At 69.8% G+C, this 25609-nt stretch carries 26 protein-coding genes; 9 read left to right on the plus strand and 17 right to left on the minus strand.

The window, feature by feature from the left end:
* Nucleotides 1-34: 34 nt before the first annotated feature.
* The 6 genes from ACAZ03_RS14180 to ACAZ03_RS14205 are packed head-to-tail and all read right to left on the minus strand — an operon-like array spanning nucleotide 35 to nucleotide 5173.
* Complete coding sequence (locus ACAZ03_RS14180) at nucleotides 35-367, minus strand: hypothetical protein (RefSeq protein ID WP_373354584.1); 333 nt, start codon at nucleotides 365-367, stop codon at nucleotides 35-37.
* Nucleotides 364-666 carry a hypothetical protein gene (locus ACAZ03_RS14185; protein ID WP_373354586.1) on the minus strand — a complete coding sequence of 101 codons (303 nt, stop codon included), beginning with the start codon at nucleotides 664-666 and terminating at the stop codon, nucleotides 364-366. The genes ACAZ03_RS14180 and ACAZ03_RS14185 overlap by 4 nt, the downstream gene beginning before the upstream one ends.
* Before the next feature lie 3 nt (nucleotides 667-669).
* A complete protein-coding gene (locus tag ACAZ03_RS14190; protein WP_373354588.1) occupies nucleotides 670-2610 on the minus strand; it encodes an ATP-binding protein in 1941 nt (646 codons plus the stop codon).
* A gap of 42 nt (nucleotides 2611-2652) precedes the next feature.
* Nucleotides 2653-2970, minus strand: coding sequence for a hypothetical protein (locus tag ACAZ03_RS14195; protein WP_373354590.1), 318 nt, complete (start codon nucleotides 2968-2970; stop codon nucleotides 2653-2655).
* Nucleotides 2967-4085, minus strand: a complete 1119-nt coding sequence (locus ACAZ03_RS14200; RefSeq protein WP_373354592.1) for a hypothetical protein — start codon at nucleotides 4083-4085, stop codon at nucleotides 2967-2969. The genes ACAZ03_RS14195 and ACAZ03_RS14200 overlap by 4 nt, the downstream gene beginning before the upstream one ends.
* Nucleotides 4086-4087: 2 nt before the next feature.
* On the minus strand, nucleotides 4088-5173 hold the full coding sequence (locus ACAZ03_RS14205; RefSeq protein WP_373354594.1) for a hypothetical protein: 1086 nt from the start codon (nucleotides 5171-5173) through the stop codon (nucleotides 4088-4090).
* A gap of 111 nt (nucleotides 5174-5284) precedes the next feature.
* Between ACAZ03_RS14205 and ACAZ03_RS14210 the strand changes: the two genes are divergently transcribed.
* Nucleotides 5285-5629, plus strand: a complete 345-nt coding sequence (locus ACAZ03_RS14210; protein WP_373354596.1) for a cupin domain-containing protein — start codon at nucleotides 5285-5287, stop codon at nucleotides 5627-5629.
* A gap of 4 nt (nucleotides 5630-5633) precedes the next feature.
* On the opposite strand, the gene ACAZ03_RS14215 is transcribed toward ACAZ03_RS14210, so the two are convergent.
* A complete protein-coding gene (locus ACAZ03_RS14215; protein WP_373354598.1) occupies nucleotides 5634-6428 on the minus strand; it encodes a L,D-transpeptidase in 795 nt (264 codons plus the stop codon).
* 216 nt (nucleotides 6429-6644) lie between these two features.
* On the opposite strand from ACAZ03_RS14215, the gene ACAZ03_RS14220 reads away from it, so the two are divergent.
* Complete coding sequence (locus ACAZ03_RS14220) at nucleotides 6645-7613, plus strand: P1 family peptidase (RefSeq protein WP_373354600.1); 969 nt, start codon at nucleotides 6645-6647, stop codon at nucleotides 7611-7613.
* Here ACAZ03_RS14220 and ACAZ03_RS14225 read toward each other — a convergent pair.
* The 5 genes from ACAZ03_RS14225 to ACAZ03_RS14245 all read right to left on the minus strand — a co-directional run bounded on the left by ACAZ03_RS14225 (nucleotide 7610) and on the right by ACAZ03_RS14245 (nucleotide 12909).
* Nucleotides 7610-8575, minus strand: a complete 966-nt coding sequence (locus tag ACAZ03_RS14225; protein ID WP_373354602.1) for a YihY/virulence factor BrkB family protein — start codon at nucleotides 8573-8575, stop codon at nucleotides 7610-7612. The two genes, ACAZ03_RS14220 and ACAZ03_RS14225, sit on opposite strands and share 4 nt — an antisense overlap.
* Nucleotides 8575-9879, minus strand: coding sequence for a DUF3619 family protein (locus tag ACAZ03_RS14230; protein ID WP_373354604.1), 1305 nt, complete (start codon nucleotides 9877-9879; stop codon nucleotides 8575-8577). Before ACAZ03_RS14230 ends, ACAZ03_RS14225 begins: the two co-directional genes overlap by 1 nt.
* Nucleotides 9866-10270: a phage holin family protein gene (locus ACAZ03_RS14235; protein WP_373354606.1), complete on the minus strand. Its 405-nt coding sequence runs from the start codon at nucleotides 10268-10270 to the stop codon at nucleotides 9866-9868. Before ACAZ03_RS14235 ends, ACAZ03_RS14230 begins: the two co-directional genes overlap by 14 nt.
* Nucleotides 10270-10824: a hypothetical protein gene (locus tag ACAZ03_RS14240; protein ID WP_373354607.1), complete on the minus strand. Its 555-nt coding sequence runs from the start codon at nucleotides 10822-10824 to the stop codon at nucleotides 10270-10272. The genes ACAZ03_RS14235 and ACAZ03_RS14240 overlap by 1 nt, the downstream gene beginning before the upstream one ends.
* 144 nt (nucleotides 10825-10968) lie before the next feature.
* On the minus strand, nucleotides 10969-12909 hold the full coding sequence (locus ACAZ03_RS14245; RefSeq protein WP_373354609.1) for a DUF5054 domain-containing protein: 1941 nt from the start codon (nucleotides 12907-12909) through the stop codon (nucleotides 10969-10971).
* A 401-nt stretch (nucleotides 12910-13310) separates the two neighbouring features.
* On the opposite strand from ACAZ03_RS14245, the gene ACAZ03_RS14250 reads away from it, so the two are divergent.
* The 4 genes from ACAZ03_RS14250 to ACAZ03_RS14265 all read left to right on the plus strand — a co-directional run bounded on the left by ACAZ03_RS14250 (nucleotide 13311) and on the right by ACAZ03_RS14265 (nucleotide 16211).
* Entirely contained in the window at nucleotides 13311-14093 is a 783-nt protein-coding gene (locus ACAZ03_RS14250) for a ZIP family metal transporter (RefSeq protein WP_373354611.1), read from the plus strand.
* 179 nt (nucleotides 14094-14272) lie between these two features.
* On the plus strand, nucleotides 14273-14836 hold the full coding sequence (locus ACAZ03_RS14255) for an AAA family ATPase (RefSeq protein ID WP_373354613.1): 564 nt from the start codon (nucleotides 14273-14275) through the stop codon (nucleotides 14834-14836).
* Nucleotides 14833-15444 carry a uracil-DNA glycosylase family protein gene (locus ACAZ03_RS14260; RefSeq protein WP_373354615.1) on the plus strand — a complete coding sequence of 204 codons (612 nt, stop codon included), beginning with the start codon at nucleotides 14833-14835 and terminating at the stop codon, nucleotides 15442-15444. Before ACAZ03_RS14255 ends, ACAZ03_RS14260 begins: the two co-directional genes overlap by 4 nt.
* Nucleotides 15441-16211, plus strand: coding sequence for an SseB family protein (locus ACAZ03_RS14265; RefSeq protein WP_373354617.1), 771 nt, complete (start codon nucleotides 15441-15443; stop codon nucleotides 16209-16211). Before ACAZ03_RS14260 ends, ACAZ03_RS14265 begins: the two co-directional genes overlap by 4 nt.
* Nucleotides 16212-16516: 305 nt before the next feature.
* Here the strand turns inward: ACAZ03_RS14265 and ACAZ03_RS14270 are convergent, their stop codons facing one another.
* Genes ACAZ03_RS14270 through ACAZ03_RS14285 form a run of 4 tightly spaced genes read right to left on the minus strand, consistent with a single transcriptional unit; the run spans nucleotide 16517 to nucleotide 20534 of the window.
* Nucleotides 16517-17632, minus strand: a complete 1116-nt coding sequence (locus ACAZ03_RS14270; RefSeq protein ID WP_373354619.1) for an ABC transporter ATP-binding protein — start codon at nucleotides 17630-17632, stop codon at nucleotides 16517-16519.
* A gap of 1 nt (nucleotide 17633) precedes the next feature.
* Nucleotides 17634-18431 (minus strand): ABC transporter permease, encoded by a 798-nt coding sequence (locus ACAZ03_RS14275; RefSeq protein WP_373354621.1) that lies wholly within the window; start codon nucleotides 18429-18431, stop codon nucleotides 17634-17636.
* Nucleotides 18428-19408 carry an ABC transporter permease gene (locus ACAZ03_RS14280; protein ID WP_373354622.1) on the minus strand — a complete coding sequence of 327 codons (981 nt, stop codon included), beginning with the start codon at nucleotides 19406-19408 and terminating at the stop codon, nucleotides 18428-18430. The genes ACAZ03_RS14275 and ACAZ03_RS14280 overlap by 4 nt, the downstream gene beginning before the upstream one ends.
* 4 nt (nucleotides 19409-19412) lie before the next feature.
* Nucleotides 19413-20534 (minus strand): PotD/PotF family extracellular solute-binding protein, encoded by a 1122-nt coding sequence (locus ACAZ03_RS14285; protein WP_373354624.1) that lies wholly within the window; start codon nucleotides 20532-20534, stop codon nucleotides 19413-19415.
* A 167-nt stretch (nucleotides 20535-20701) separates the two neighbouring features.
* Here ACAZ03_RS14285 and ACAZ03_RS14290 point away from each other — a divergent pair, with 167 nt between their 5' ends.
* Nucleotides 20702-22336: an amidohydrolase gene (locus tag ACAZ03_RS14290; protein WP_373354626.1), complete on the plus strand. Its 1635-nt coding sequence runs from the start codon at nucleotides 20702-20704 to the stop codon at nucleotides 22334-22336.
* 90 nt (nucleotides 22337-22426) lie between these two features.
* Here the strand turns inward: ACAZ03_RS14290 and ACAZ03_RS14295 are convergent, their stop codons facing one another.
* Complete coding sequence (locus ACAZ03_RS14295) at nucleotides 22427-23656, minus strand: asparaginase (RefSeq protein WP_373354628.1); 1230 nt, start codon at nucleotides 23654-23656, stop codon at nucleotides 22427-22429.
* A gap of 389 nt (nucleotides 23657-24045) precedes the next feature.
* Between ACAZ03_RS14295 and ACAZ03_RS14300 the strand changes: the two genes are divergently transcribed.
* Together ACAZ03_RS14300 and ACAZ03_RS14305 are read left to right on the plus strand one after the other, a co-directional pair.
* Nucleotides 24046-24402, plus strand: coding sequence for an ArsR/SmtB family transcription factor (locus ACAZ03_RS14300; RefSeq protein ID WP_373354630.1), 357 nt, complete (start codon nucleotides 24046-24048; stop codon nucleotides 24400-24402).
* Complete coding sequence (locus tag ACAZ03_RS14305) at nucleotides 24380-25501, plus strand: permease (protein ID WP_373354631.1); 1122 nt, start codon at nucleotides 24380-24382, stop codon at nucleotides 25499-25501. Before ACAZ03_RS14300 ends, ACAZ03_RS14305 begins: the two co-directional genes overlap by 23 nt.
* Nucleotides 25502-25609: the final 108 nt, after the last annotated feature.

Raw genomic sequence — 25609 nt, forward strand, 5'->3', positions numbered from 1 at the left:
CCGCCACGCCCCGACATGCAAGTCACTTGAATCCTCACCAAACCCCCACCCTCCATCTCCGCGGCACGCTCGCCACCGCCAGCACCAGCACCGGCCCCCAGAGGAGCCCGGCGCTCAGCCCCAGCCTCAGGAAATGGCCTACTGTCGTGCCGGGGGCGAAGCCCATGAGGCCGGCCAGGTCCGTCCCAGAGAGCGCATAGGCCGCCGCGAAGACCGCCGCCGAGAGCGCCGTCATCAGCGCCACCGAGATCACCCCGTTGAGGATCAGCCCCGCAAAGGTCTCCGGCAGCCAGCGGCCGAGGGGGCGGGGCAGGAGGATGGCGGCGATCACGATGATCAGGCCGGGGAGGAGGACGCTGGAGATCATGGCACTCTGGGATGCCGCAGGCGGTGAAGGACGGAGCCGATGGCGGCCCCCACGAGGTAGCTGGCGAGGAAGAAGACGGACTCGGACGCGAAATAGCGCCAGGCGATGGTGGCGCGGCTGATGTCCGGCCCCGAGCTCACCTGCAGGAAGAACAGCACCAGCGATACGACCAGTGTCGGGACGATGCCGATCCATGGCCCGAGCCGCGGGCCCCAGCGGAGCGAAGCGGCGAAGCCCACGAGCAGGGGCACGATGAAGACCGCGAAGAGCACCAGCGGATAGCTGAAATACATGCCCATGGCTTAGCCCTTCCCCTCCAGATACCGCCGCCGTGCCTCTTCCGTCAGGCCCATCTCGCGGACCATCTTCGCCACCGCCTCCTCGTCCGACTTGTCGGCATAGCGGAATTCGCTGTCGGCGTAGCGGTTGATCTCCTGGATCACCATCTCGACCGTGATCGGGCGGCGCAGCTCCTCGATCATGGCGAGCTTGGTCTCGTAGGGCTGACGGAGGAAGAGATCCGGCTCTTCCATCCAATCGTCCGGCAGCTCGAAATCCATGGCGCGGACCTTGATCGCATCCGTGATGTTCTTGATCGCCCGGCCGGTGAAGCGCGCATCCGCCTCCTGGATGCCCTTGAGATAGGTGCCGAGCTTGGCGATCGTGTCGAGCTGGCCGAGGTCGCGGGTCACGCGGTCGAAGACGCGCTCCAGCCCCTCCTCATGCGGCCGGCCGTGGCTTTCGTAGCTGGCGGCGACGGCCTTCTGGATGGCCTGGGCGGCGTAGAGCTCGTGGTGGCCCACGGGGATCTTGTGGTTCTTGCCCATCAGCAGCGCGAGGATGTCGATGTAATCCTCCCGCGTCTGCGGCCCATCGACGAGGAAGCGCCCGCCGGCGCGCTGGCGGAGCGCGTCGTCGACATTCTCGGGGTAGTTGGAGAACATGCCGAAGGTGCAATTGCCGCGGACAACCGTATTCGCCCCGGCGAAGGCATCCATCAGGACGGAGGTGATCTCGAGCTGCCCGGCGCTCGACTGCCGGTCGCCGCGCTTGCCGGCCAGCATGTCGATATCGTCGATGGTGCCGAAGCCGATCACACTCGGGTCGATGATGTTGTCGATGAAGGCCCGGGCGTTCTGGCCGGACTTGCCCTGGTAGCTGTCGATATTGTCGGTGGAGAGGTTCTGGTAGCGGAACGGATAGCCCGCCACCTGGCAATAGCCGTGGATGAGGCCGGCCATCATCTGGATCAGCGTCGTCTTGCCCGTCCCCGGCGCGCCGTCGCCCATGAAGGTGAAGATGAAGCCGCCGAGCTCGGCGAAGGGGTTGAGCCGCCGCTCGAAATCATAGGCCATCAGCATCTTGGAGAGGCGCAGCGCCTGATACTTGGCGATGTGGTTGCCGACCACCTCATGCGGCTGCTTGAAGGTCATCGCCAGCGTCGTGCCCTTGCCGCGGCTGGCGGGCGAGAAGCCGCGGAGCGTCAGCCCGTCGGCCTCGACGCGGAAGGCGCGGGAGGTGAAGCTCTCCAGCCGGCCGGCGCTGGCGGCGCGGGTGGCGACCTTGGCCATCAGCGCCTCGGCAAAGGCGGCGATGGTGGCGGCGAGGCGGGGCTCGTCGGAGCCATGGGCGGCGATGTCCTGATCCAGCTCCCAGAGCGCGCCGTGGAGCGCGAGGGGGGCGTTGTCGGTGAGGATCTCCTCGACCTCGCCGACCTCGACCTCGGCGCCCGTGGCGTGGTCCGCCAGAAGGAAGGCGGTGGCATTGCCGAAGGCATGGAGCGTCACCAGCGCCTCCGCCGCCAGCAGTTCGGAGAACTCCGCCCGCCGCGCCTCGGGCAGGTGCCCTTCCAGATTGGCGCGCTTGAGCTCGGCGAGCGGCGTCGCCTCGGCATAGGCGTCGCCCAGCGCCATGGCGATGGCGAGCGCCCGACGGAGCGCGGATTGCAGCGAGGCCTTGAGTGGCGAGATCAGCCCGTCATCCTCCCCCGCATCGGCGATGCGGCTGAGCAGCGCCACGCCCCGGGCCGGCGTGGTGCGGCGGGTGACGAGGCCGGGGGTGGTGGAGCGGAAGGGGCGGCGCGTGCCGATACCGGGCGAGCGCTCGGGCGCGGGGGCCGGCGCGGCACCGGCCTCCGCCAGCCTCGGGGCATGGTCGAACCCTTCAAGGAGGGCGAGCGCGCTTTGGTAATGGGCGCGGATATCCGCCTCGCGGAGCTCCATCAGATCGCTGGGCTGGCTCATGACGTTCCTTCAGGCCTCAAAGACTTCTCGAATAATCCCGGGTCATCGCGAGACAGACAGTTCTGTCCAGTCCTCGCGATGGGTGTTCATCCGCCAGACGCGGGGGGCGCCCGGCCCCTCGCAGGCCCGCACCACGTCGATGCCGGCAAGCGCCCCGCCCCGCACTTTCTCGAGGCAGGCGCCGTCGCGGGGGCCGGAGGCCGTGGCCGGCAGGTCGAAGAAGCCCCGCGCGCGGAGCCTCTCGGCAAGGGCCGGCCAGTCCTCGCCCGCCGCCATCCAAGCCACCTCGGCGCCGGTGGGCCTGACGGTGCAGGCGGCAGCGCCCACGGCGAGGGCGGCAAGGGCCAGCACCGCCCTCACCGGACGCTCATGACCCGCCCGCCGGCGGAGACGACGAACTTGCGGACATCGCCGAACCCCGGCGGCTTCAGCTCGGCCAGCGCCTGATAGGGCCGCTCGGGCAGGATGATCGAGCGCTCCATGCGGCTCGCCCCCGTCTCTGCCCCGCCGCCCTGGAACGGGTCGAGCGCGAAGATCTCGCGCTCCACCGTCGAGAACCAGCCGGATTTCTGCGTCTCCACCCGGTCGGAGACGAGCTCCTCCTCCGTCCAGACCAGCGCCCAATCCTCGCCCTCGGGCGCCCGGGCGCGGGCGAGCACGTCGCGGATCGGCCCCGCCTGGGCGGTGAAGCTGTGACTGTACATCGGCCCGAGGTGGAAGCGGCGGAGCCGCTTGGGGTGCAGGTCGCCGAAATCCTCGTCGAAGCCCTTGGCGATGGTCACCAGCTTCAGCCCGCCGAGCGACTGGGCCATCAGATGGCTCTGCACCGCCGGCCAGCGCCATTCGTCCTTCGGCAGGCCGACGCGCCCGGAATCCTCCACCTCCATCAGGTAGACGACCGGCAGGTTGATGGCGCCGTCATAAACCGCCCAGCGGATCAGATAGGTCCGCCTGTCATCGCCCTTGAGCCAGACCGCCTCGGGATCGTTCCGCGCGAGGAAGAGCCCGCCCTTCGCCAGCTCCTCGTAATAGAGCCGCTGCGACAGGCTGTATTGCAGCCGCGTCGGCACCTCCTGCTCGGCGAGGATGAAGCGGACCATCTCGTCCTTCAGCGCATCGGCGGAGGGGCTCTGCGCCAGATGGCTCTGCGCCTGCAGCGCGTCATTGGCGAGGACGAGAAGCTCCGCCAGCACGGGAAAGCCGCTCTCCACCCGGTCGATCGTCAGCTTGCCGGCAGAGGGAAAGCGCCCGGAGAACAGGTACTTGAGCGCCAGCGCCTTGAAGCTGTGGCTGAGCCCGACGATGTAGCGCGCCAGCGCCTCCACCTCCCGCCGGCCAAGCCGCCCCTCGCCCTCCATCTGCCCCGCCACCCGGGCCAGATGCCCGGTGATGGCGTCGAACTTGTCGAAGTAGCGGCGGGTGACGCCGGTGTCTTCCAGACGGAAGTGATCGAGCGAGAGGTCTTCGGCGCCCATGGTCAGACGCTGTCAGCCCCGTAGAGGTTCTTGTCGTGCTTCTCGACGATCTTGTTGAAGCGGCGGATGAAGCGTTCGTCGGCCTTGGCCTTGGCCTCCAGCACCTCGCGGGCGAAGACCATGTGGCCCTCGTGCGCCTCCAGCATGTCGGCCATCTTGGCATTGGTCGCGGCGCCGATGGCGGCCATGGCCGTCTGCGCCTCCTGATCCGTCTTCACGCCGATCTCGTTGATGCGGTGGGCGACGTCCTGCTGCTGGGCGGTCTTCAGCGAGGAGGAGAGCGCGTCATAGAGCACCACCCGCTGGCGGGTATCCGTCTGCAGCTTGTTGATCAGCACCATCTGCGTGGCCGCCTGGTTCTGCAAGCTGTCGACCCAGGTCTTGCCCTTCTCGATATAGCGCTCGAGCGTCTGCGACTTGGCGAGCTGCACCTGCTCCTGCTGGACCAGATCGTTGTGGCGCTTGTTGAGCTCGGCGAGCTCGCTTTCGAGCCGCGTGCGGGCGGCGGCGTCCTGCTCGACCGAGATGCGGTTCTCGAGGTCGATGATCGCCGGATCCATGCCCTGGATCTCGGCACGGACGCTTTCCAGCGCCGTCACCGTCGCCTCGCGCTCTTCGAGCGTGCCGGTCAGGTTCTTCTCCACGCTCGCCTTCTGCTCGTTGAGCATGGCGAGCTGGCCTTCGAGCAGCTTCACGATGGTGTCGGACTTGGCGATCAGATCCTGCAGCTTGTCGTCGATGGAGGCGGTGCGCATCCGCTCCTGCCGCATCGATTCCGCCTTGTGGCGCGAGAAGACGCCGACGAAGCGCTCCATGCCGGTCTTGTTCCGCATCTCGTCGAAATCCTTCGAGAAGGCGGCGGTCACGTCATCGAGCCCCATGATGAGCTCGGCGATATTGGCGTTCATCACCTCGGTATGGGCATGCACATCGTCCAGCGAGGCGTTCTCGATGTCGATGGTCACATCCGTGCCCGCCGCCATCTTCTGGCGTGCGGTCTCGATCCGGCTGGTCAGCTCGGAGATCTTCGATTGCGCCTCGGCCACCTGGGCCTGGCTCTGACGGATCTGTGAGTCGAAATCGGCCATCTGGTCCTCTTCGGGGTGAAATCTCGTGGGCAATATCTGTGTCAGCATATCGTCTTCTGCAATCGCAGGATATGCCGGGAACGCGGGAAATGGCGCAAGAGGAGGGGGAAAATGCCGGACCGATTCGTCAGATTGGGCAAGGATGGCGCCGAGCCGGAGGTCGGGCGCCCCGACCCGGCCAGGCTCATCGCCGGCGATCCGGTCTTCACGACCTGGAACCTCGAGGAGCGGGAGGGGCTCTATGCCGGCCTCTGGCAGGCCACGCCCGGCGCCTGGCGCATCGCCTATGACGAATGGGAGTATTTCCGCATTCTCGAAGGCCGCTCCGTCGTCACCGAGGAGGGCGGCGCGGCCCTTGAGCTCGGCCCCGGAGACAGCCTCATCCTCCGCCCCGGCTTCGCGGGGCGGTGGGAGGTGATCGAGACCACGCTCAAGGAATACGTGATCCGGCTCTGAGCGCTCAGCCTTCGGCGCCGGAGACGTCGTAGGCCGCCGAGCTCGGGCCGCGGTCGTTGGTGTGCAGCAGCTCTTCCGGCGGCACGTAGAGCGGCGGCAGTTCCACGCCCCGATTGGCGAGCTCGCGGCCTTCGAGCGCCACCGATTCCTGATAGGTCCGGATGGTCACCCGCGTGCCGGTGCTCGGCACCCGGTCATAAAGGTCGATCACGTCATGGTTGAAGAGCCGGATGCAGCCGGCGGAGCCCGAATTTCCGATGCTCGTCAGGTCGTTGGTGCCGTGGATCCGGTAATAGGTATCGGCCCCGCCGCGATAGAGATAGAGCGCCCGGGCGCCGAGAGGGCTCGCCGGGCCGCCCGGCACGCCGCCGCGGAAGGGCTCGTAGATCTCGGGCTCGCTGCGCAGCATGTTCGCCGTCGGCGTCCAGCCCGGCCATTCGGCCTTGCGGTTGATGGTGGTGTTGCCGGACAGCGTGCGCCCCTCGCGCCCCACGGCGATCGGGTAGCGCATGGCCATGCCGCCATCCATGACCCAATAGAGAAACTTGGCATAGGGATCGATCTCGATCGTGCCGGGCGGCTCGCTGCCGTTGTAGGGCACGTAGGCGCGGCGGTTCACGCCCTCCAGATACTGCGCCGGCACCGGCGGCAGCGTGTATTCGCCATCGACGAGAAGCCCGTAGCCCTCCACGATCTGGTTCGACGGCACGCCGCCGATGATCTCGGTCGGGCCGGCGTTCGACAGGGGCGCCGTGTCGCAGGCGGCGAGCAGGGCCACGAGGGCAAGGCCACCGAGCAAGGCCGCGTGGCCCCGGCGGAAAGAAATGGGCTGAAACATGGGATCGCCTTGAGAATGCGTCTTTACCGCATGACTTTATCAATTTGGCGCACCTGCGCAAATGCCGATCGTCCGGCACGCCGGCAGGGCGCGGCTCCTGCCCGTCAATTGGGCAGGGTCGGGCGGCCGTGAGCCCGCCCCCGTGACCTCGCCCCGCCGCCACGCTAGGCTCACCCCATGCGCCCCGGCCCCTTGAACCTCATCACCGACATCGCCGGCCTCGCCGTCGGGCAGGCCCATGATCCGCATCTCGCCTCGGGCACCACGGTGCTTGTGGCGGATGAGCCCGTCACCGCCTCCTATGCGGTGATGGGGGGTGCCCCCGGCACGCGCGACACCGATCTTCTCGCCCCCGACAAGCTGGTCGGCGGGGTGGATGCGCTGGTGCTCTCCGGAGGCTCGGCCTATGGGCTGGCCGCCTGCGACGGGGTGGCGGCGCGGCTGAGGGACGCCGGGCGGGGGCTGCCCTTCGGCGGGGTGACCGTGCCCATCGTGCCGGGCGCCATCCTCTTCGATCTGGTGAACGGCGGGGCGAAGGACTGGGCCGAGAACCCCTACCCCGCCCTCGGCGCCGCCGCCTTCGATGCCGCCGGTCCGTCCTTCGCGCTCGGCAGCCATGGCGCCGGCTATGGAGCCACGACGGCGGATGTGCGGGGCGGGATCGGCTCGGCCTCGGCCGTGCTGCCGGGCGGCGTGACCGTGGGGGCGCTGGTCGCGGTCAACCCCGTCGGCTCCACGCTCGTCCCCGGGCAGGGCCGCTTCTGGGCGGCGCCCTGGGAGGAGGGGGAGGAGTTCGGCGGGCTCGGGCCGGCGCGGGACTTCCCGCGCGGACTTCCGGCCACGAAGCTGGGGCCGGGCCAGAACACCACGATTGCCATCGTCGCCACCGATGCGCGGCTCGACAAGGCCGGTTGCCAGCGGCTCGCCATCGCCGCGCATGACGGCATCGCCCGCGCCATCGTGCCCGCCCATACGCCCTTCGACGGAGATCTCGTCTTCGCCGCCTCGACCGGGCGGCACGAGCGGGATCAGGCGGGGCTTCTCGCGCTCGGCCATGCCGGCGCCACCTGCCTCGCCCGTGCCATCGCCCGGGCGGTGTTCCACGCCGCGCCCGGCGGGCCGCAGAGGGCGTTCCGGAAGGACTAGTCGGGCGGCGGGCTGTCGGCCTTCACGGCACCGCGGCGGCCCATCGGCATCCCCGGCCCGACGGTCGTGTCGTAGCGCGTCTGCTGCTCAGCCTCGGCGTTGATCTCCGCCCCGAGGAGCAGGACATAGGCGCTGATCCAGAGCCACATGAGCAGCACGACGACGCCGGCCAGCGCCCCGAAGCTCTCGTTATAGCTGCCGAAATGCTCCGAATAGACCGCGAAGCCCATCGAGGCGGCGAGCCAGAGCACGCAGGCGAGCGCGGCGCCCGGCACCAGCCAGCGGAGCTGCGCGCTCCGCCGGCTCGGGCCGAGCCGGTAGACCAGCGTCACGCCGAAGACCGTCAGCACGAAAAGCAGCGCCCAGCGGGCGAGCCCCAGCATCTGCTCGAGCGTCTCCGGCAGCGGCAGGAGCGAGAAGAGCGAGGGCAGAAGGATCGTCGCCGAGAGCCCGGCGACCATGCCGGTGACGAGCAGCACCGTCAGCCCCAGCGTCAGGAGCTTCAGGTGGATGAAGCCCCGCGACTCCTGCTCGTCATAGGCGATGTTGAGCCCCTCGATGAGGCTCGCGACGCCCTTCGACGCGGAATAGAGCGCGAGCGCCAGGCCGACGATCGCGGCGAGGCCGAGCCCGGCATTCTCTGATCCCGCGACCTCGGCGGCCTGGCCGAGGATGATCTCGGCGGCCCGCTCCGGCATGACCGCGGCGAGCATGTCGAGCTGCGAAGCCACCTGTTCGGGCGAGAGGATCAGCCCGCCGATGGCGAGGAGCGCGGTGATGGCGGGGAAGAGGGCGAGCAGGCCGTAGAAGGCGATGCCGGCGGCGATGAGGGCGATGTGATCGCCCTGCAATTCGCCGAAGGCGCGCTTCAGGATCTGCACCCAGCCCTTGAGGGGGATGTCACGCGGACGGGGGGCCTCGTGACCGAGACCCCCCGCGCTGTCATGGGCCGCGTCCGGCATCAGACGTCCGGCTGGCCGAGCTTCTCGCGCTCGGCTTCGGTCCGGGCACGCTCCTCGACGCGATGCGCCGCGTCGCGGGCCTCGGCGATGCCGGCGTCGATGGCCTCCTTCGCGGCGTGGTCAGCCTTGCCGGCCTCCTCACGCACGACGGAATTCGCCTCGTCCAGCGCCGCGCGGGCAACCCGCTCGGCCTTGGCGCGCTCTTCGCGGAAGATGCGCTCGGCCTCGTGGCGGAGATGGTCGGAGGTCTCGCCGAACCATTCGTCCTCCTTGCGCGAGCGCGGCAGGGCGCCCGCGATGGCGGCACCGACGGCCAGCGCCAGGGCGCCGGCGACGAGCGGCTGCTCCTCGAAGAAGTCCACCGCCCGGTCCTTGCCGCGGATCGCCGCGTCCCGCCCGTAAGCGAGCGAGTTGCGGGCGGCAGTGCCGGCCTGGCGGCGCGCGTCGAGCGCCCGGGCGCGGGCATGGATGATCCGCTCGCGAGCCTCGTGGGAGAGGTCCTCGGTGCCCTCGGCGAGCCGGTCACGCAGCCGGCGGGCGCGTTCGCCACCGGAATAGAGCGCATCCGACACGCTCATCCGAGCGCGGGAAGCGGCGTCGCGGACGCGATCCGCCCCGGCGCCGAGCCGCGCGCGGGCGCCATCGGCGGCGTCGCCGACGCTATCGGCCGCGCCGCGGGCGGCATCGCCCACAGAGCCGGCCGCATCGCGCACCGTGTCGCCGGCCGCGGATGCGGCACCCGCCACGCGCTCGCGCTTGCCGTCGCGTTCTACGACAGCTTCATGCGCATGGCTGAACTCCGAGAATTCGCCAGTGGCCTCCGCATCGCGGGCAAGCTCTTCCTCGAGCGCGTCGAGCTCGCCGTCATCAGCATACCACGAGGGGTAATGCGCGCCGCGATCGTCGGCGGGCCGGCCGGCCGCGCTGGCGGCGCTGGGGGTCCAGCTCTTTGCCGCCGCATCGCGCAGGCGCTCGGCACGCGGGTCACCGCCAGCGGCGCCGCGCGGCGGCTCGCTGACATAGCCCGGCGTGTAATCCGGCGAGCTCTTCTGGCCGCGGCCAAAGATCAGCCAGGCAAGGCCGATGCCGGTGACGGCGAGCGCCACGGGGTTGTCCTTCACCTGCCGCGTCACGGCGCGGCCGACCTCTTCGCCATTGGTGCGAATGGATCGGGTGACCTCACCGATGAGGGCCTCCGGGGTGAAGCGGTGCTGAATCTCGGCGAGTGTCGCCGAGAGCTCCGAACGCTCGCGTTCGATGCGGCGCTCGATCTCGTGCGGGGAGAGATCATCATCTTTCGGCATGGGAGGTAGCTCCTGTCATAGCGCGGGTGTCGCGCTTGATGTTTTCCGCCGTCCGCTTCGGGGCGAGGGAGGACAGCTTGAGGGCATTCAGGGCCCGGGCGAGGAGCGCCCAGGCGATCAGGGCGAAGGCGACGCCGACGATCAGCGCAGACCAGCCGGGCTCGAGCCCGAGTTCGGTCAGGCCGGCCGAGATGGCGGCGGCGAGCACGTTGAGCGCGGTCAGCGCGAGGGCCACGGCGGCGATGATCATGCCGATCGCCACGCCGGCCTGGCGCAGGTTCTCGTTGATCTCGGCGCGGGCGAGGTCGACCTCGCTGCGGACGAGCCCGCTCACATGGCGGAGCACCTCGGTGATGAGGCCGCTCGTCGATTCATTCTGCTTGTCCGGCATCAGACCCCCTCCCCGACCTGGGGATGCATCGAGGTGTCGTCCGGGGCCTCGGGCGTGCTGCGCGTGGCGGTGGCGTCGCTCCGGTCATAGGGCGCGACGGCCGGGCCGACGCTGGAGGGGCCGCTGTCGCGGGCCTCGGCGCTGGCCTTGGCGAGCCGCGCGCCGGCAAAGCCGAGCAGCGCCGCGCCGCCCAGGAAGGCAACCGGGTTGCGGCGGCCGAAGTCGCCCACGTCGCGGGCGATGTCACCGACCGACTTGCCGCGCACGCTGTCGGCGAGATCGGCGAGACCGTCGGCCATCTGGCTGAAGATCTGCTCCTGCGGCGAGCCGCCGCGGAGTTCGCCCGAGGCCGAGCGCAGCGCCTTGCCGACGGAGGAGACCTCGTCGGCGACGTGATCCTTGGCGCCCTCGGCGCGGGCCTTGGCCTCGCCGGAGACGCGGTCACGAACCTCGCCGGCGCGGGCCACGGCTTCGTCCTTCAGGGACGCGCCCGTCTGGCGAAGCTCGTCCAGCGCCTCTGAATGAGGTCCGGATTGTGATGTGTGATCTGTCATGATGTGTGCCCCCCTCAGGCCACGAGGTTGACGACGGCCAGGACAACGACGACCAGGCCAATGACGTAAATGATGGAATGCATGTGTGCCTCCCTCAGCGTGTGAGATTTGGCTCCACAACGTGCCGCCGGCGGCGTTTGTTCCTCAGAGGGTCGCGACCGCCGGGGCTTCGAGCGCCAGGGCGAAGCGGAACGAGAGGTCTCCCTCGCACCATTGCGGGTAGGCGCCCGCCGCCTTGTTGTTGTAAAGAACGAACCTCCCGCCCGCGCCGGAGGCCGGCAGGCCGGTGACATGCGGCAGGAAGGGCTGGCCGCCCGGGCAGTAGAGCGGCGCGTCGAAGGTCGTCAGCCGGTAGTGCCAGCCCGTCGCCGCGAGGCCGCGGACGCCGGTGATGGCATGGAGCTGGCGGTTGCCGTCGCTGACGACGTTCCGCGGCTCGATCTCCACCCCCATCTTGCACAGGAGCTTCGGTTCCAGCCCGTGATGCGGCGCGAAGGTGAAGAACCCGGCCTCCGGCAGGCGGTTCGCGCCCTTGCCGATCAGGTGCAGATCCACCTCGATGCCCTCGCCGCGGGCGCGATAGCCGATCAGCACCCGTTCGGGCGCGCCGAAGGCGGTGATGGCCTCGGGGGCGAGCCGGGCGCCCACCCAGAGCGTGTCGCCGACCATCGCCGCGCGCGGGTCCTGCATCTCGAAACGGCCGCTGGTGCCGGTCGCGGCGGCGGCGAGGCCGGCCTTCTCGTAGGCCGGGCGGAAGGCGTGCTCGGTGAGGAAGCTGGCGAGGTAGCCCTCGATATCCGCCGCCGAGAAGCCCTCGTGCACGAAGCCGAAGAGCCCCGGCCCGTCGGGCCGGGCGGCGAAGATCGTCTCGCTGCCGCGGCGGAGCGAGCGCAGGACGCCGCTCGACGTGTCGAAGCTCAGCGTCAGCGCGCCGAGCCGGTGCTCGCCGGCCAGCGGCGCCTCGGGGCGCAGATCGGGCGCGGCGGGCGGCGGCGAGAGGACGGCGCGGATCTCGGGCGGCAGGGCGCGCGTGGCTTTCAGGATCACCGCGTCCTTCTCGGCCCAACTGTCTTCCAGGAGCCGGAAGGCCCCGCCGGCAGCGCGGGCGGCCGAGAAGGCGCGCCGGTCCCAGGCATCGCTGTCGCGCAGGAACACGGCGGAATCGAGCCCCCAGCTCGGCTCGGCGAGTTCCAGCAGCGTCGCGCCCAGCCGGTGCCGCTCCTCCCCCTCCGGCAGGGCGGCATGGAGCCGCTGGGCCGCGAGGAAGGCGGCGAGCCGCTTCGGCGCGGCGCCCGGCCCGTGGATCATCGTGTCGCCGATTTCGGCGGTGACGAGCGGCAGCCGGTCGCGCACGGGGGCCAGCGCCTCCCAGAAATCCTCCAGCGTCGCGGCGCGCGGCTCGAGCCCGTAGCGCTCGCCGAGCGCCTGACAGGTGGCGATGACCTCGGCCACGTCGGGCGGCGCCCCGTTCGGCGCAACGCGGGCGCTGGCGAGGCCGATCTCCAGCCCCATCGGGCGGATGGTCGCGGCATCGTATCCGGCCATGGCGACGACGATCTCGGAGCCCTTGGGGCTCCGCCAGCGGAAGACCGGCGGCACGTCGGGCGTCGGCAGCGCCGGGTCGACCTGCAAATGCAGGAAGTCGACTCCTGCGGCGGCGAGGATGTCGACCGCGCCGATGGACAGGCCCTGCAGCCCGGTCATCGCGGCGCAGCGCGTCCGCCGGCCGAAGCGGCCGTCGAGGCGGAGCGCGATGCCCAAGGCTTCGGCAAAGAGTTCGGGCGAGGTCAGCTCGGCATGAAGCGTGAAGGGCAACGCGTGCCAGGCGACGCGGCCCTCCTCGATGGCCTGCTCGAGCCGGGCGACCTCCTCGGGCTCCTGCGTGGCGAGGTGATCGGCGATGACCCAGGCATCGACCGTCCAGACGAAGCCGGGGGCGCCATCGCCGTCGCGCGCGACGAGGGCGGCGGTATCGAGCGCCATGGGGATGATGTGCTCGTGCCAGCGGCGCCGGACATTCATGGCCAGTGCCGAGCGGCCGAGGCGCAGATCCGGCTTGAAGAGCACATATAACGGGCCAGACACCGGCGCCCCCTATCCCAGCAGCGGCGCCCTCTGTCACCGGGAAAAGGGCCCCGGCGACACCCCCTTGGCGGCCGCGAAACGCCGGGGTTCTGGCGAATCTCGTAGGCGGAACCGCAGGCTACGACAATCGGCAAGGCGACACTGACGCGATGGTCAATATGCTTTTGCGCCCGGCGCCGTGGCGCCGCGGCATCAGACCAGCGGCCCCGTGCGGGGGGATGTGATGGGCCTAGGCGCCGGGGCAGGCCCATATGTCGGCTGACATACGGCCGCCGGCGACGCCCGCCGCCGCGCCTGCCGCCCTCCCGCAGTCGTTCGTGCCCTTGCCCCTTGCGGCCCGCGGCGAAATTCGCCCTTTATCTGCTCACTTGGCACGGACCGGCCCGGATCGGAGGCACTTCTTGGACCATCTCTCGCCGATCCTTCTGGGATTTCTCGGCAGCCTTGCCGCGGGGCTCATGACCGCTCTCGGCGCGCTGCCCGTCCTCTTCGGCCGGGTGCCGGGGCGGGCGATGCGCGATGCGCTTCTCGGGTTCGCGGCCGGGGTCATGCTCTCCGCCTCGTTCTTCTCGCTCATCATCCCGGCTCTCGATGCGGGCACCGAGCGCTACGGCGACGGCGCGCTGCCGGCGGCGATCGTCGTGGTGGCGATCCTGCTCGGCATGGGGCTGGTGGCGCTGATGAACGAGAAGCTGCCGCACGAGCATTTCCGCTCGGGACGCGAGGGGCCGCAATCGGCGTCGCTCCGCCGCATCTGGCTCTTCATCATCGCCATCACCATCCACAACTTCCCCGAAGGGCTCGCCGTCGGCGTCGGCTTCGGGGCGGACGGCTTCGCCGGCGGGCTACCGCTCGCCACCGGCATCGGCCTGCAGAACGCGCCGGAGGGGCTGGCGGTCGCCGTGGCGCTCCTCGGCGAAGGCTATCCGCGCTGGCGCGCCTGGGGCATCGCGGCGCTGACCGGGCTGGTCGAGCCGCTCGGCGGCCTGATCGGCGCCGGCGTCATCACCGTCGCGGCGCCGCTCCTGCCCTGGGGGCTCGCCTTCGCCGCGGGCGCGATGCTCTACGTGATCTCGCACGAGATCATCCCCGAGACGCACCGCTCCGGCCACCAGAACAAGGCGACCCTCGGGCTCGCCATCGGTCTGGTCCTGATGCTCTTTCTCGACGTCTGGCTCGGCTGAGCCCGGCGCGAATCGGTGCGGCGGGCCGGCCTCCGGCGACGCCCGCGCCGAGCGATGGCCAGAGAAATCCGGCCCCGGGCCTTGCAGAGGGCCCCTATTTTCCGGCCCTTTCTTCAAAGGGTATAAAAACTGTTACACGCTGCTTGATTCCGAGGCGGCGATGCGCAAGCAAAGAGCTTGTGGGAACTCGGTTTCATATCACCGGCGCCTCGGGATCGGGCGTGACCACGCTGGGGCGCGCCCTGGCGCAGGCCCTCTCCTGCCCGTCCTTCGACACCGACGACTTCTTCTGGCTGCCGACCGATCCGCCCTATGCGGAGAAGCGGCCCGTCACCCGACGGCTGGCGCTGATGAACGAGCTGTTCCTCCGCCGGCCCGGCTGGGTGCTCTCCGGCTCGCTCAACGGATGGGGCGATCCGCTGATTCCGTTCTTCGATGCCGTCGTCTTCGTGACCCTGCCGCCGGAGGAGCGCCTGCGCCGCCTCGCGGCCCGCGAGGTGCGGCGCTACGGCACCGCGGCCCTGCAGCCCGGCGGGCGCGAGCATGTCGGCCACAAGGCCTTCATGGCCTGGGCCGAGCGCTATGACGACCCGACCTTCACCGGGCGCAGCCGGGCCCGGCACGAGGCCTGGTTGTCCGCCCTGCCCTGCCCGGTGATCGAGGTCTCCTCCGACCGGCCGGTGGAGGAGATGGTGCACGACGTCACGAGCGCCCTCACCCCGCGGGAGCGCATCTCGGCTTGACCGGCCCCAAAGAGCCCGAAACCGCGGACGACCTCGTCACCCAGATCGCCGCCTGCCGCCTCTGCGCCCCGCGCTTCGCCGCCACCGCCACGCAACATGCCCCGCGGCCCGTGCCGTGGTTCCGCTCGGGCGCCCGGATCCTCATCGCCGGGCAGGCGCCCGGCAAGCGCGTGCACGGCTCCGGGCGGCCCTTCACCGACCCGTCGGGAGACAGGCTCCGCGATTGGCTGGGCATAGGCGAGGAGGTCTTCTATGACCGCTCGCGCGTGGCCATCGTGCCGATGGCCTTCTGCTTCCCCGGCTACAATGCCGCGGGCGCCGACCTCCCGCCGCCGGCGATCTGCTCGGCCACCTGGCACGGGCGGGTCATGGCGGCGCTGCCCGAGGTGCGGCTGAAGGTGCTCGTCGGCGCGGCTGCGATCAACTGGCACCTTGGCCCCGGCGGGCGGATGTCCGATAGGGTGGCGGCGTGGCGCGACCACGCCCCGGAGGTCTTTCCGCTGCCGCATCCCTCGTGGCGCAACAACGCCTGGCTCCGGCGCAACCCCTGGCTCGCGGACGAGGTGCTGCCGGCGCTCCGCGCCCGGGTGAAGGAGATACTTGGATGACCGAGACGACCGAGCTCGATACCGCCTTCGCGGCGATGGAGGCCGGCGGCGATGCCGCAAGGCTGGCCTGGTACGGCACGCTCGCCAACCAGATCCTGCTCCTCCTGCTGGAGGGCGAGCCCGAGGGCGAGAGCGTCGAGCCCCGCATCGCCCGCGTCGAGGGCGCGCCCTATGCGCTCGCCTTCGACAGCGAGGAAAAGCTGGCGGAGTTCGCGGAGGAGGTCGCCTCGAGCGCCGCCCTGCCCGGCCGCGTGCTGGCGCAGATGCTGGCGGGGCAAGGGCTCGGCCTCGCGGTGAATCTCGGCGCCGCCTCGGCGCAGCTCCTGCCGCCCTCCGCCGTGACCTGGCTGGTGGAGACGCTGACGGAGGAGGCGGAGGAGATCGGCATCCACCCGGGCGTCCTCACCCCGCCGCGCGCGCTGCCCGAGGGGCTGGTCGCGGCGCTGGAGGGCAAGCTCGCGGGGCTCGCCGGCCTCGCCGCCTCGGCCTGGCTGGCGGAGGCGGAGGCGGGGCGGCTGGTGCTGGCCTTCCTTGCGACGCAGCCGGGGGCCGAGCGGGCGCTCGCCGGCGCCATGCGCGAGGCGCTGGCGTTCTCGGGCGCGGAGGTGGAGCTCGACGTGGCGTTCCTCTCGGGCCGCGACGGGCTCTCGGCGGCGGCCGAGGCGAATGGCGTGGAGCTCACGCTGACCGCGCCGCCGGAGCCGGAAGAGCCGGAGCCGGTCGTGCCGCCGGGGATGGACCCGTCGAAGCCGCCCAAGATCCGGTGAGCGGCCGCGAGGCGTAGGGTGGGCGTAGGGTGGGTTTTCAACCCACCGTGGCGCCACGGTGGCGCGGTGCCCCCGCCCGGTGCGCGCCGTAGGCGCAGGGCGAGCGCCGGCCCGTCCCGCGGGCTGGCGCTCCCGAGGGGCAGCGCAACGCTTCAAGCGAGGATGTGGCGGCACCATAAAGCGCGATGCGGCGACGGTAGGAGCGCCAACCCCCGGGCCGGCGCTCGCCCTGCGCGGCAGCGTTTGTCCCGGTTGAGATGTGGGCGGTGGGTTGAAAACCCACCCTACGCCGGCGGCCTCTCCCCCTAGCCTTCCAGCACCAGCCCCACATCCTCAGGCCAGGTGATCTCCACCGGCGCGCCGAGGCGCTCCAGCCGGGCGGTGTCATTGGCGGCAACCACGCGGAGGGGCGCGGCGAGGCCGGGCACCTCCACCAGATAGTGGATCCGGTCGCCGAGATAGACGGCCTCCTGCACCTTGCCCGCCAGCCGGTTGGCGGAGGTGCCGCCTCCTTCGGGCGCGCCCAGGCGCAGCCGCTCGGGGCGGAGCGCCAGATGCGCCTTCGCGCCGGCCGGCAGGGCCGCCGGCGCCACGATCGGGCCGAGCGGCCCGGAGTCAACCGCCCGGGGGCCGGTCACCGTCACCGGAATGAGGTTCATCGAGCCGAGGAACTCCGCCACCTCCCGGTTTGCCGGCCGCTCGTAGAGGTCCTGAGGGCTGCCCACCTGCAGGATCCGCCCGGCGGAGACGATGGCGATCCGGTCGGAGAGCGTCATCGCCTCCTCCTGGTCATGCGTCACGAAGACGAAGGTGATCCCGAGCGTCCGCTGCATGGCGCGGAGCTCGAGCTGCATCTCCTCGCGGAGCTTCTTGTCGAGCGCCGAGAGCGGCTCGTCGAGCAGCAGCACCTTCGGCCGCATCACCAGCGCCCGCGCCAGCGCCACCCGCTGCCGCTGCCCGCCCGAGAGCGCGTGCGAATTGCGACGGGCATAGCCCTCGAGCTTCACCAGCCGCAGCGCCTCCTCGATGCGGGCGCGGGCCTCGGCCTTGCCGATCTTGAGGTTCCTCAGGCCGTAGCCGATGTTCTCCTCGACATTGAGATGCGGGAAGATCGCATAGCTCTGGAAGACCATGTTGGTCGGCCGCCGGTTGGCCGGCACGCCGACCACATCCTGCCCGTCGATCAGCAGCCGCCCGGACGAGGGCGTCTCGATCCCCGCGAGAATGCGCAGCAGCGTGGTCTTGCCGCAGCCCGAGGCGCCGAGCAGCGAGAAGAACTCCCCGCGCGCGATGGCAAGGTCGATGCCGCTGAGCGCCGGCACGCCGCCGAAGCTCTTCGAGATCGCCTCGATGCGGATCAGCGGGTCGGCGCCCAGGGCCGCCTCGGCGACGGCATCGGTCAGGGCATCGGTCGGGGCCATGTCAGAGATCTCCGGGATTGTCGGATTGGACGCCCCGCCGGCGGATCACCTCGGCCAGGACGACGAGCGCCGTCGAGGCGACGAGGATGAGCGAGCCCAGGGCCAGCGTGCCGGGCAGCGAATTGGGGAAGCGGAGCTGCGAGTAGAGATAGACGGGCAGCGTGTTCTCGGTGCCCGTCAGGAAGAAGGCGATGACGAATTCATCGAAGGAGATGATGAAGCCGAGCAGCAGCGACGAGATGATCCCGGGCCCGGCGAGCGGGAAGGTCAGCCGCCAGAAGGTCTGCATCGGCGAGCAGCCGAGGTCGCGGCTCGCCTCCTCCAGCGCCGCATCGAAGCCCTCGAGCCGCGAGACGAGCACGGAGAGGCAGAAGGGCAGGCAGATGACGACATGGCCGGCCGCCACGGTCCAGAGCGAGAGCTGGATGCCGAGGAACCGCAGCACGATCACCAGAAGCGCCACCGCCATGACGATCGAGGGAATGACGAGCGGCAGCATCATGAACGACAGCACCGCCGGCTTGCCGGGGAAGCGGTGCCGCGTCACCGCGATTGCAGCAGGGACGGCGAGGGCGGTCGCCAGCACCGACACGCCGGCCGCGATCTTCAGCGAATTGACGAGCGCGTCGAGCAGCGGCTTCTGCCCCCAGAGCCCCGCGTAATGCCGGAGCGTGAAGCCGGCCATCGGGAAGGTGGCAAAATTGCTGTCGTTGACGCTGAAGAGCGGCAGGATCAGCACCGGCCCGTAGATGAAGGCGATGAAGAAGACGGCATAGACCGTCAGGCCCCAGCCCCTCACGACGCCCGCCTCGCCCGCATCCGCCAGTAGCCGATGAGGGTCAGGAAGATCAGCACCAGCGACCCGATGATGAGCATCATCACGATGGAGACGGCGGCCCCCATCGGCGCGTTGTTCTGCTTGGTGAAGAGCTGCTGCACGAGCGAGCCGATCATCGTCCCCCCCGGGCCGCCGACGAGCTCAGGCGTCACGTAATCCCCCACGGTGGGGATGAAGACGAGGAGCGCCGCCGAGATGGTGCCCGGCATCGAGAGCGGCAGCGTGATGCGGCGGAAGCGCTTCCACTTGCTGTCGCCGAGGTCGCTCGCCGCCTCCAGCATCGTCCGGTCGATCTTCTCGAGGCTGACGTAGATGGGCAGGACGATGAACGACACCCAGGAATGCGCCAGCGTGATCATCACGGCGCCCGGGTTGTAGAGCAGGAAGTCGAGCGGCTGGTCGATGATCCCGAGCGACATGAGCCCCGAGTTGATGGCGCCGTTGAAGCCAAGGACGACCTTCCACGAGAAGACGCGGAGGAGATACGACGTCCAGAACGGCACCGTCAGCAGGATGATCCAGGCCGCCTTGTTCCGCTTCACGCGGAAGGCGAGGAAATAGGCCATCGGATAGGCGAGAAGGATCGTCGCCACCGTTGCCGTCAGCGACATCACCAGCGACTTGATGATGAGGATCGCCGGCACCGGATAGGCGAGGTGGAAATGGATGCCCATCCACACGATCTCGCGGTCCGACGGCTCGATGAGCCGCCAGTAATTGGCGAGCGTCGGCGTCCGGTCGAGCGTGAAGCCCGATTGCGTCCAGAAGCTGAGGACGATCAGCGCCGCCAGCGGCAGCGCCAGCATGGCGATCATCAGAAGGAGGGCGGGGGACAGAAGGCCGAAGCCGGTCAGCGCCTCGCGCCGCCGGCCCGGATCCCTGCCGCGGCGGGGGCCGAGAAGCCCGGCCCGCGCCGCCGTGTCTGCAACTTCGACCATGGTTCTAGAAGTGCAGGGCCTTCAGATCCTCCCAGATGCGGGTCTGCTCCTCCTGCACCGCGTCGGGCGGGGTCAGGAAGACGAGCGAGGTCTCCATCATCGCCACCGGATCGGTCAGGCCCATGTTGGCCACCGCCTCGGGGTCGGAGATCTCGAAGCTCTTCATGTTGGCATGGCCATAGCCCGATTCCTCGATCAGGAGCTTGCCGGTCTCCGGCGCCAGCCAGGCATCGAGGAAGTCATAGGCCGCCGCCTCGTCCGCCGAGCCGGTGTTGAGCAGCGTCAGCCCGCAGAACCAGGTGAACATGCCCTCCTTGGGGTTGGCATAGGCGATCGGCACGCCCTCGGCGCGCAGGTTGCCGACGAGGTCGTTCCAGGCATAGGCGGCGACGATCTCGCCGGAGGCCATGGCCTGCTGCAGCGTCGTCGCATCCGTCCAGAGGAAGCGCGCGGTATCGAGCCCACGCTTGCCCCATTCCTGGGCGGCGGCTTCGAACTCGGGGCCGGTCAGGTCGTAGACGTCCTCGTATTTCTGCCCGGCGACCATCAGGCCGATCTGGATGACGAGCTCGTTGTCGAGCGTCGAGACGCGGCCCGCATAGGCCGGATCGTAGAGGATCTCCCAGCTCTCGTTTTCGAGGAAGGACGGGTCCACGAGGTCGGGCCGATAGGCGATGGAGGAATTGCCCCAGTCAGCGGGGACCATCACCACATCGCCGTTCATGACGACGCCGTCGGCCTCTTTGAGCACGGGGAACACGTCGTTCCAGTGCGTCAGGCGCGAGGTGTCGATCGGCACCGTCAGCCCGGCGGAAACGAAGCGGCCGACCGAGTAGTTGCAGGGGTGCATGACGTCGGCGGCGAAGCCGGCGAGCACCTTGGCGAGCGCCTCTTCCTCGCCGGCGAAGATCGAGAAGTTCGGGGCCTCGCCGTACTTCTCCATGAAGGGCTGGAAGTACGACGGATCGTCATATCCGCCCCATTCGAGGCAGGTCAGGATGTCGGCGGCCGTGGCGGCGCGCGGCAGCATCGTCGCGCCGATCCCGAAGGCCCCGGCGGCCTTCATCATGTCTCGGCGGCTGACCTTGCCCTGGTACATTCGGTCAATGAACTTGTGACGTTGCATGGTGGCTCCCCTTCACGCGGCCTGCGCCGCCCCGAAGATGTTCGCCCGATTTCCGCCCGTGCCTGAGCCAAAAACGACATCGGGATGCTGAATTGTCGTTTAAGTCACTTGCTCCGCCGTTTTTCCGGGCGGAGCATCGGCCTGCCAGGCCTTCAGGAGGACCCCAAGTGACCGACACCCGACTCACCGCCGACACCATTCTCGTCAATGCCGCGATCCGCACGATGGACCCGCTGAACCCCGAGGCGGAGGCGCTGGCCATCGCCGGCGGGCGGGTGCTGGCAGTGGGCAGCGAGGCCGAGATCCGCGCCCTCGCGGCGGAGGGGGCGGAGGTGCTCGACGCCGGCGGGCGACTCGTCCTGCCCGGCTTTCACGATACGCATATCCACCTGCAGGACGGCGGCCACCACTACGTGGAGAGCGCCGATCTGACGCGCGCCGACACGCCGGAGCTGCTGGTCGACGGCATGAAGAGCTTCGCGGCCACCCACAACCGCCCCTGGGTCTTCGGCGCCTTCTACAATTCGGCGCTTCTGAACGACAAGAATCTCTCCGCCGAGGTGCTCGACCGCGCCATTCCCGACCGGCCGGCGATGGTGACGGCGGCGGATGCGCATAATGCCTGCATCAACACCGCCGCCATGCGCGAACTGGGGTTGACGGCCGAGACGCCCGACCCGCCGGAGGGGCATTTCGTCCGCGATGCCGACGGCAATCCCACCGGCCTTCTCTACGAGCGCGCTGTCACCTGGGTGAACAACCGGCGGCCCCAGCCGGTAGACGAGGAATACCGCGAGGGCGTTCTCTGGGCGCAGAAGCACGCCAATGAGCATGGAATCACCGGCGTCCTCGACGCGCTGGTGGAGGAGCGCCATCGCCGCATCTACGCCGCCATGGCCGAGGCGGGCGAGCTGACGGTGCGCGTGGTGGCCACGGCCCTCGTCAAGCCGGGCGAGCCGGCGGCCGAGGCGGTGGCGCGGGTCAGCGAGCTGCGCGCCAAGGCGCAATACGACATGTTCCGCATCCATTCGGCGAAGTTCTTCTTCGACGGCGTGGTCGAGAACCGCACCGCCGCGATGATCGAGGATTATTCCGACGAGATCGGCGGCAACTTCCCCGTAATGTTCCCGAAGGAGGAGATCGCGGAGCTCTTCCCCGCCTTCGACGCGGCGCGCTTCCAGATCCACGTCCATTGCATCGGCGACGGCGCGGTGCGCGCCGCGCTCGACGGGATGGAGCTGGCCCGGCAGCAGAACGGCCCCTGGCCGAGCCGCCACCAGATCGCCCATATCCAGTTCATCGACCCCGCCGACATCCCCCGCTTCGCCGAGCTCGGCGTCGTCGCCAACGTCCAGCCGCTCTGGGCGCGGATGGAGGCGCCGGTCACCGAGGCGTCGATCCCCGTCGTCGGGCCGGAGAGATCCAAGTACATCTACGCCTTCGGGGCGCTGACCCGGGCGCGGGCGGAGCTGGTGCTCTCCTCCGACTGGACGGTGAGTACCCTCAACCCGTTCGAGATCATCGAGACGGCCATCACCCGCCAGCCGGGCCGCGAGGAGTCGAATGTCGAGCCGCTCCTCCCCGAGGAGGCGCTGACCATCGAGCAATGCGTCGCCGGCTACACGATTCTCGCCGCCCATACCGGCTGGCGCGAGACCGAGACCGGCAGCCTCGCTCCCGGCAAGCTGGCGGATCTCATCGTGCTCGACCGCGACATCTTCACCTGCAATCCCAAGGACATCGGCGAGACGAAGGTGCTGCTCACGCTCCTCGGCGGCAAGGCGGTGCACGGCGGCCTCTAGGCCCGGGCAGAAAGAGGACGCCGGCGGACAGGTGGCCGCCGGCGCCCGTATGTCAAAGGGCGAGGCCCCTCGGGGCCCCGCCGCGGAGGCTTACTCGAAGGAGTAGTTGTCGAACTCCGCCGTGCCGATCGTGGTGAACCACTCGCGGATCTGCTCCTTGTCGTCCGAGAAGGCGAGGCCGAGCATCAGCAGCATCCGGGCCTTCAGGGGCTGCAGGTCGGCGGAGTTGATGACGTCGCCGCCATTGTCGTAGCTGCCTTCGCCGCCCGTCCGCGTGGTGCTGACGAGGATCACGCCGTCTTCCAGCGCCGCGTCACGCGCTTCGGTCTGGAAGTTGGAGATGCCGCCCGGGCCATGGCCCGCCAGCACGATGCCCTCGGCGCCACCGGCGACCGAGCCCTCGATCAGCGCGGGGGAGGCCTCGATATGGGTCATGATCAGATCGACGATGGGCAGATCCTCGACGGTGATCTCGCTGAGGTCGAACGGCCGGGCCCAGGCGTCGGTGCCGCAATCCTGCACGCGGGCCGGGGCACGCATGACGCGGATGTGGTCCTGGTTGACGACGCCGAGCGGGCCGTAGAGCCGCGCATCGAACGTGTTCATGTGGAAGCCGTCGGTCTTGGTGACCTCCCGCGCCGGGTAGAAATTGTCGTTGAGCAGAACCACGGTGCCGAAGCAGGTGGTGCCGCCATCGGCCGCGAGGCGGATCGAGCTGAAGAGGTTCGTCGCGCCGTCATAGGTGAAGGCGTTGTACTGGTGCATCGAGCCGGTGAGCACGACCGGCTTCGGCGATTGCACGGTAAGGTCGAAGAAATAGGCGTCTTCCTCCAGCACGTTCGTGCCCGCCGTCAGCACCAGCCCATCGACCTCGGGATCGGCCAGGTACTGGTCGATGATCCGCGAGATGACGTAGAGCTTCTCGTTGGTCAGGCTGCCGGAACTGCCGATGGAATAGCCGTTGGCCGCGAGGTTCACGACGGTGAGGTTGGCGATGTCGTCGATCTCGGGGGAGACATCCTCGAGGATCGACTGCACGCCGTTCTCCGGCCCGTTGTCGCCGCCGTAATCGAGGTAGCTGATGCGGGTCTGCGCCGAGGAGGTGATCGTGCCGCCGGTGTCGAGCACGATGATGTTGGCGCGGTCGGGGCTGTGCTGGCCGAGGATCGTCTCGGGGAATTCGGGCAGCGCCGCCGGCTCTTCAGCCGTGGCGGCCTCCTGGGCGAGGGCGGGGGCGGCGAGGCCGACGGCTGCGGAGGTCAGCGTCGCCAGCGACATCACCTTCATGGCGCGGCCGAAGGAAGTGGGGAAGTGCGTCATCGGATAGGTCTTTCATTGGACAATCGGAGCGCCCTCGAGCGAGGACAGGGCAAGGGGAAGACGGCCCCCTGCCTCCTCCCACGCGGCGGACTGACGCATGCCCCGGCATCGCCTTCGGCCAAGCCTTTGATTTTCCTCCGCCCGCCCGCTGCGGTGCAGCATTCGCGGGCAGTTTGCGAACCGGGTGGATCCCTGCCGTTTGCTGCATTTGACCGCGCCCTGACCATTGATCGGGCAGGACTGGAAAATCCGCGATGCGGGTGACCAAGGGGCAACCCACTGAATCAAAATGCCTTTCCGCTGGGGCGCTTGCCCCCGTGATCGCGCCCGGCCGGGCGGGCCGCGCGCGACGCTTGACTCCGCATCCTCATTTCGACATTTCTACAAATATGAAAACGAATCCCCCTCCCTCGGTCGATTTCGACCTCACGCTGATGGCCACCCGCTTTGCCGCGCTCGGCTCCGAGCAGCGGCTCGGCGTTCTCCAGGCGCTTGTCCGCGCCGGCCCCGAGGGCTTGCCGATGGGCGAGCTCGGCGCGCGCACCGGCATCTCCGGATCGACGCTGACGCATCATCTCAAGATCCTCGCCCAGGCCGGCCTCGCCCGGCAGGTGCGCCAGGGGCGGCAGATCATCTGCATGGGCGCGGATCTCGACATCATCGACCGGCTTTCCGGCTTCCTCTTCGACCAGTGCTGCGCCGACGCGCCGAAAGGACATGACCATGACGGACATTCACACGGCTGACGCGCCGCCGCGGCTGAGGCCGGAGCAGGGCCACGATCACGACCATGACCACCCCCACGGCCCCGCGCAGGGGACGTCTCCCCGCGCCCGGCTCGCCGGGGTCGACAGGGTCTGGGCGGCGCTGGCCGCCGGCGCGGCCATCCTCGTGATCTTCGCCCCGGCCGAGGCCGGCCCGATGTTCCGCCAGACGGGCGCCTCGCTTCTCGGCACCCTGCCCTTCATCGCCTTCGCCACGATCGCCATCGCCTGGCTCAAGGCCTCCGAGGCGGAAGAGCTCGTCACCCGCGCCTTCGTGGGCCGGGAATCGCTCGCCATCGTGCTCGCCGCGCTGGCCGGGGGGCTGTCGCCCTTCTGCTCCTGCGAGGTCATCCCCCTCGTCGCCGCGCTCCTTGCCGCCGGCGCCCCGATCTCGGCGATCATGGCCTTCTGGTTGGCCTCGCCGCTGATGGACCCGGCCGCCTTCGCGCTCACCGCCGGCGCCATCTCGCCCGAAATGGCCGTCGCCAAGCTCGTCGCCGCCATCGGCATCGCGCTCGCGGCCGGTTTCGCCACCAAGGCGCTCATGGCCACCGGTGCGCTCGGCACGCCGCTGCGCGCCCGGCCCGGCAGCACCGGCTGCAACACCGGCTCCAGCTGCGGCTGCGGCAGCAAATCCGCGCCCGTCCCGGCCTTCCGCTTCTGGCAGAAGCCCGGCGGCACCGCCATCTTCAGCCAGACGGCGGCGGAGAACGGGCTCTTCCTCGTGAAATGGCTGACCCTCGCCTATTTCATCGAGGCGCTGATGCTGCGCTACATCCCGGCCGAGACCATCGCGAGCTTCGTCGGCGGCGACGGCATCCTGCCGATCCTCGCCGCCACGCTCCTCGGCGTGCCCGCCTATCTCAACGGCTATGCCGCTCCGGCGCTGGTCGGCGGGTTGATGGAGCAGGGCATGAGCCCGGGCGCGGGGCTCGCCTTCATGATCGCCGGCGGCGTAACCTGCATCCCCGCCGTGGCCGCCGTCTGGGCGCTGGTCCGCCCGCCGCTCTTCGCGGCCTATCTGGGCTTCGGCACCGCCGGCGCGCTTGCCGCCGGGCTCATCGCGGGCGCGGTGCTCTAGCGCCCGCCCGGGCCGCCCCGGCCCACCCGTTCACCACAATTCCATCGCTCCCCTCCAGAATCCCCGTGAGGGGGGCGATCTTTTGCCATATTCTGTGGCTACGCCCCC

It is taken from the genome of Pseudoroseicyclus sp. CXY001, assembly GCF_041714655.1.
Classification (GTDB): Bacteria; Pseudomonadota; Alphaproteobacteria; order Rhodobacterales; family Rhodobacteraceae; genus Pseudoroseicyclus_A.

Bases quoted from the DNA above. Each gene is read 5' to 3' on its own strand.
- ACAZ03_RS14210 (WP_373354596.1), top strand. From the start codon at position 5,285: ATGCCGGACCGATTCGTCAGATTGGGCAAGGATGGCGCCGAGCCGGAG.
- ACAZ03_RS14280 (WP_373354622.1), bottom strand. From the start codon at position 19,408: ATGGTCGAAGTTGCAGACACGGCGGCGCGGGCCGGGCTTCTCGGCCCC.
- ACAZ03_RS14305 (WP_373354631.1), top strand. From the start codon at position 24,380: ATGACGGACATTCACACGGCTGACGCGCCGCCGCGGCTGAGGCCGGAG.
- ACAZ03_RS14295 (WP_373354628.1), bottom strand. From the start codon at position 23,656: ATGACGCACTTCCCCACTTCCTTCGGCCGCGCCATGAAGGTGATGTCG.
- ACAZ03_RS14190 (WP_373354588.1), bottom strand. From the start codon at position 2,610: ATGAGCCAGCCCAGCGATCTGATGGAGCTCCGCGAGGCGGATATCCGC.
- ACAZ03_RS14235 (WP_373354606.1), bottom strand. From the start codon at position 10,270: ATGCCGGACAAGCAGAATGAATCGACGAGCGGCCTCATCACCGAGGTG.
- ACAZ03_RS14225 (WP_373354602.1), bottom strand. From the start codon at position 8,575: ATGCCGGACGCGGCCCATGACAGCGCGGGGGGTCTCGGTCACGAGGCC.
- ACAZ03_RS14300 (WP_373354630.1), top strand. From the start codon at position 24,046: ATGAAAACGAATCCCCCTCCCTCGGTCGATTTCGACCTCACGCTGATG.
- ACAZ03_RS14285 (WP_373354624.1), bottom strand. From the start codon at position 20,534: ATGCAACGTCACAAGTTCATTGACCGAATGTACCAGGGCAAGGTCAGC.
- ACAZ03_RS14180 (WP_373354584.1), bottom strand. From the start codon at position 367: ATGATCTCCAGCGTCCTCCTCCCCGGCCTGATCATCGTGATCGCCGCC.
- ACAZ03_RS14205 (WP_373354594.1), bottom strand. From the start codon at position 5,173: ATGGCCGATTTCGACTCACAGATCCGTCAGAGCCAGGCCCAGGTGGCC.
- ACAZ03_RS14265 (WP_373354617.1), top strand. From the start codon at position 15,441: ATGACCGAGACGACCGAGCTCGATACCGCCTTCGCGGCGATGGAGGCC.
- ACAZ03_RS14270 (WP_373354619.1), bottom strand. From the start codon at position 17,632: ATGGCCCCGACCGATGCCCTGACCGATGCCGTCGCCGAGGCGGCCCTG.
- ACAZ03_RS14230 (WP_373354604.1), bottom strand. From the start codon at position 9,879: ATGCCGAAAGATGATGATCTCTCCCCGCACGAGATCGAGCGCCGCATC.
- ACAZ03_RS14220 (WP_373354600.1), top strand. From the start codon at position 6,645: ATGCGCCCCGGCCCCTTGAACCTCATCACCGACATCGCCGGCCTCGCC.
- ACAZ03_RS14185 (WP_373354586.1), bottom strand. From the start codon at position 666: ATGGGCATGTATTTCAGCTATCCGCTGGTGCTCTTCGCGGTCTTCATC.
- ACAZ03_RS14240 (WP_373354607.1), bottom strand. From the start codon at position 10,824: ATGACAGATCACACATCACAATCCGGACCTCATTCAGAGGCGCTGGAC.
- ACAZ03_RS14200 (WP_373354592.1), bottom strand. From the start codon at position 4,085: ATGGGCGCCGAAGACCTCTCGCTCGATCACTTCCGTCTGGAAGACACC.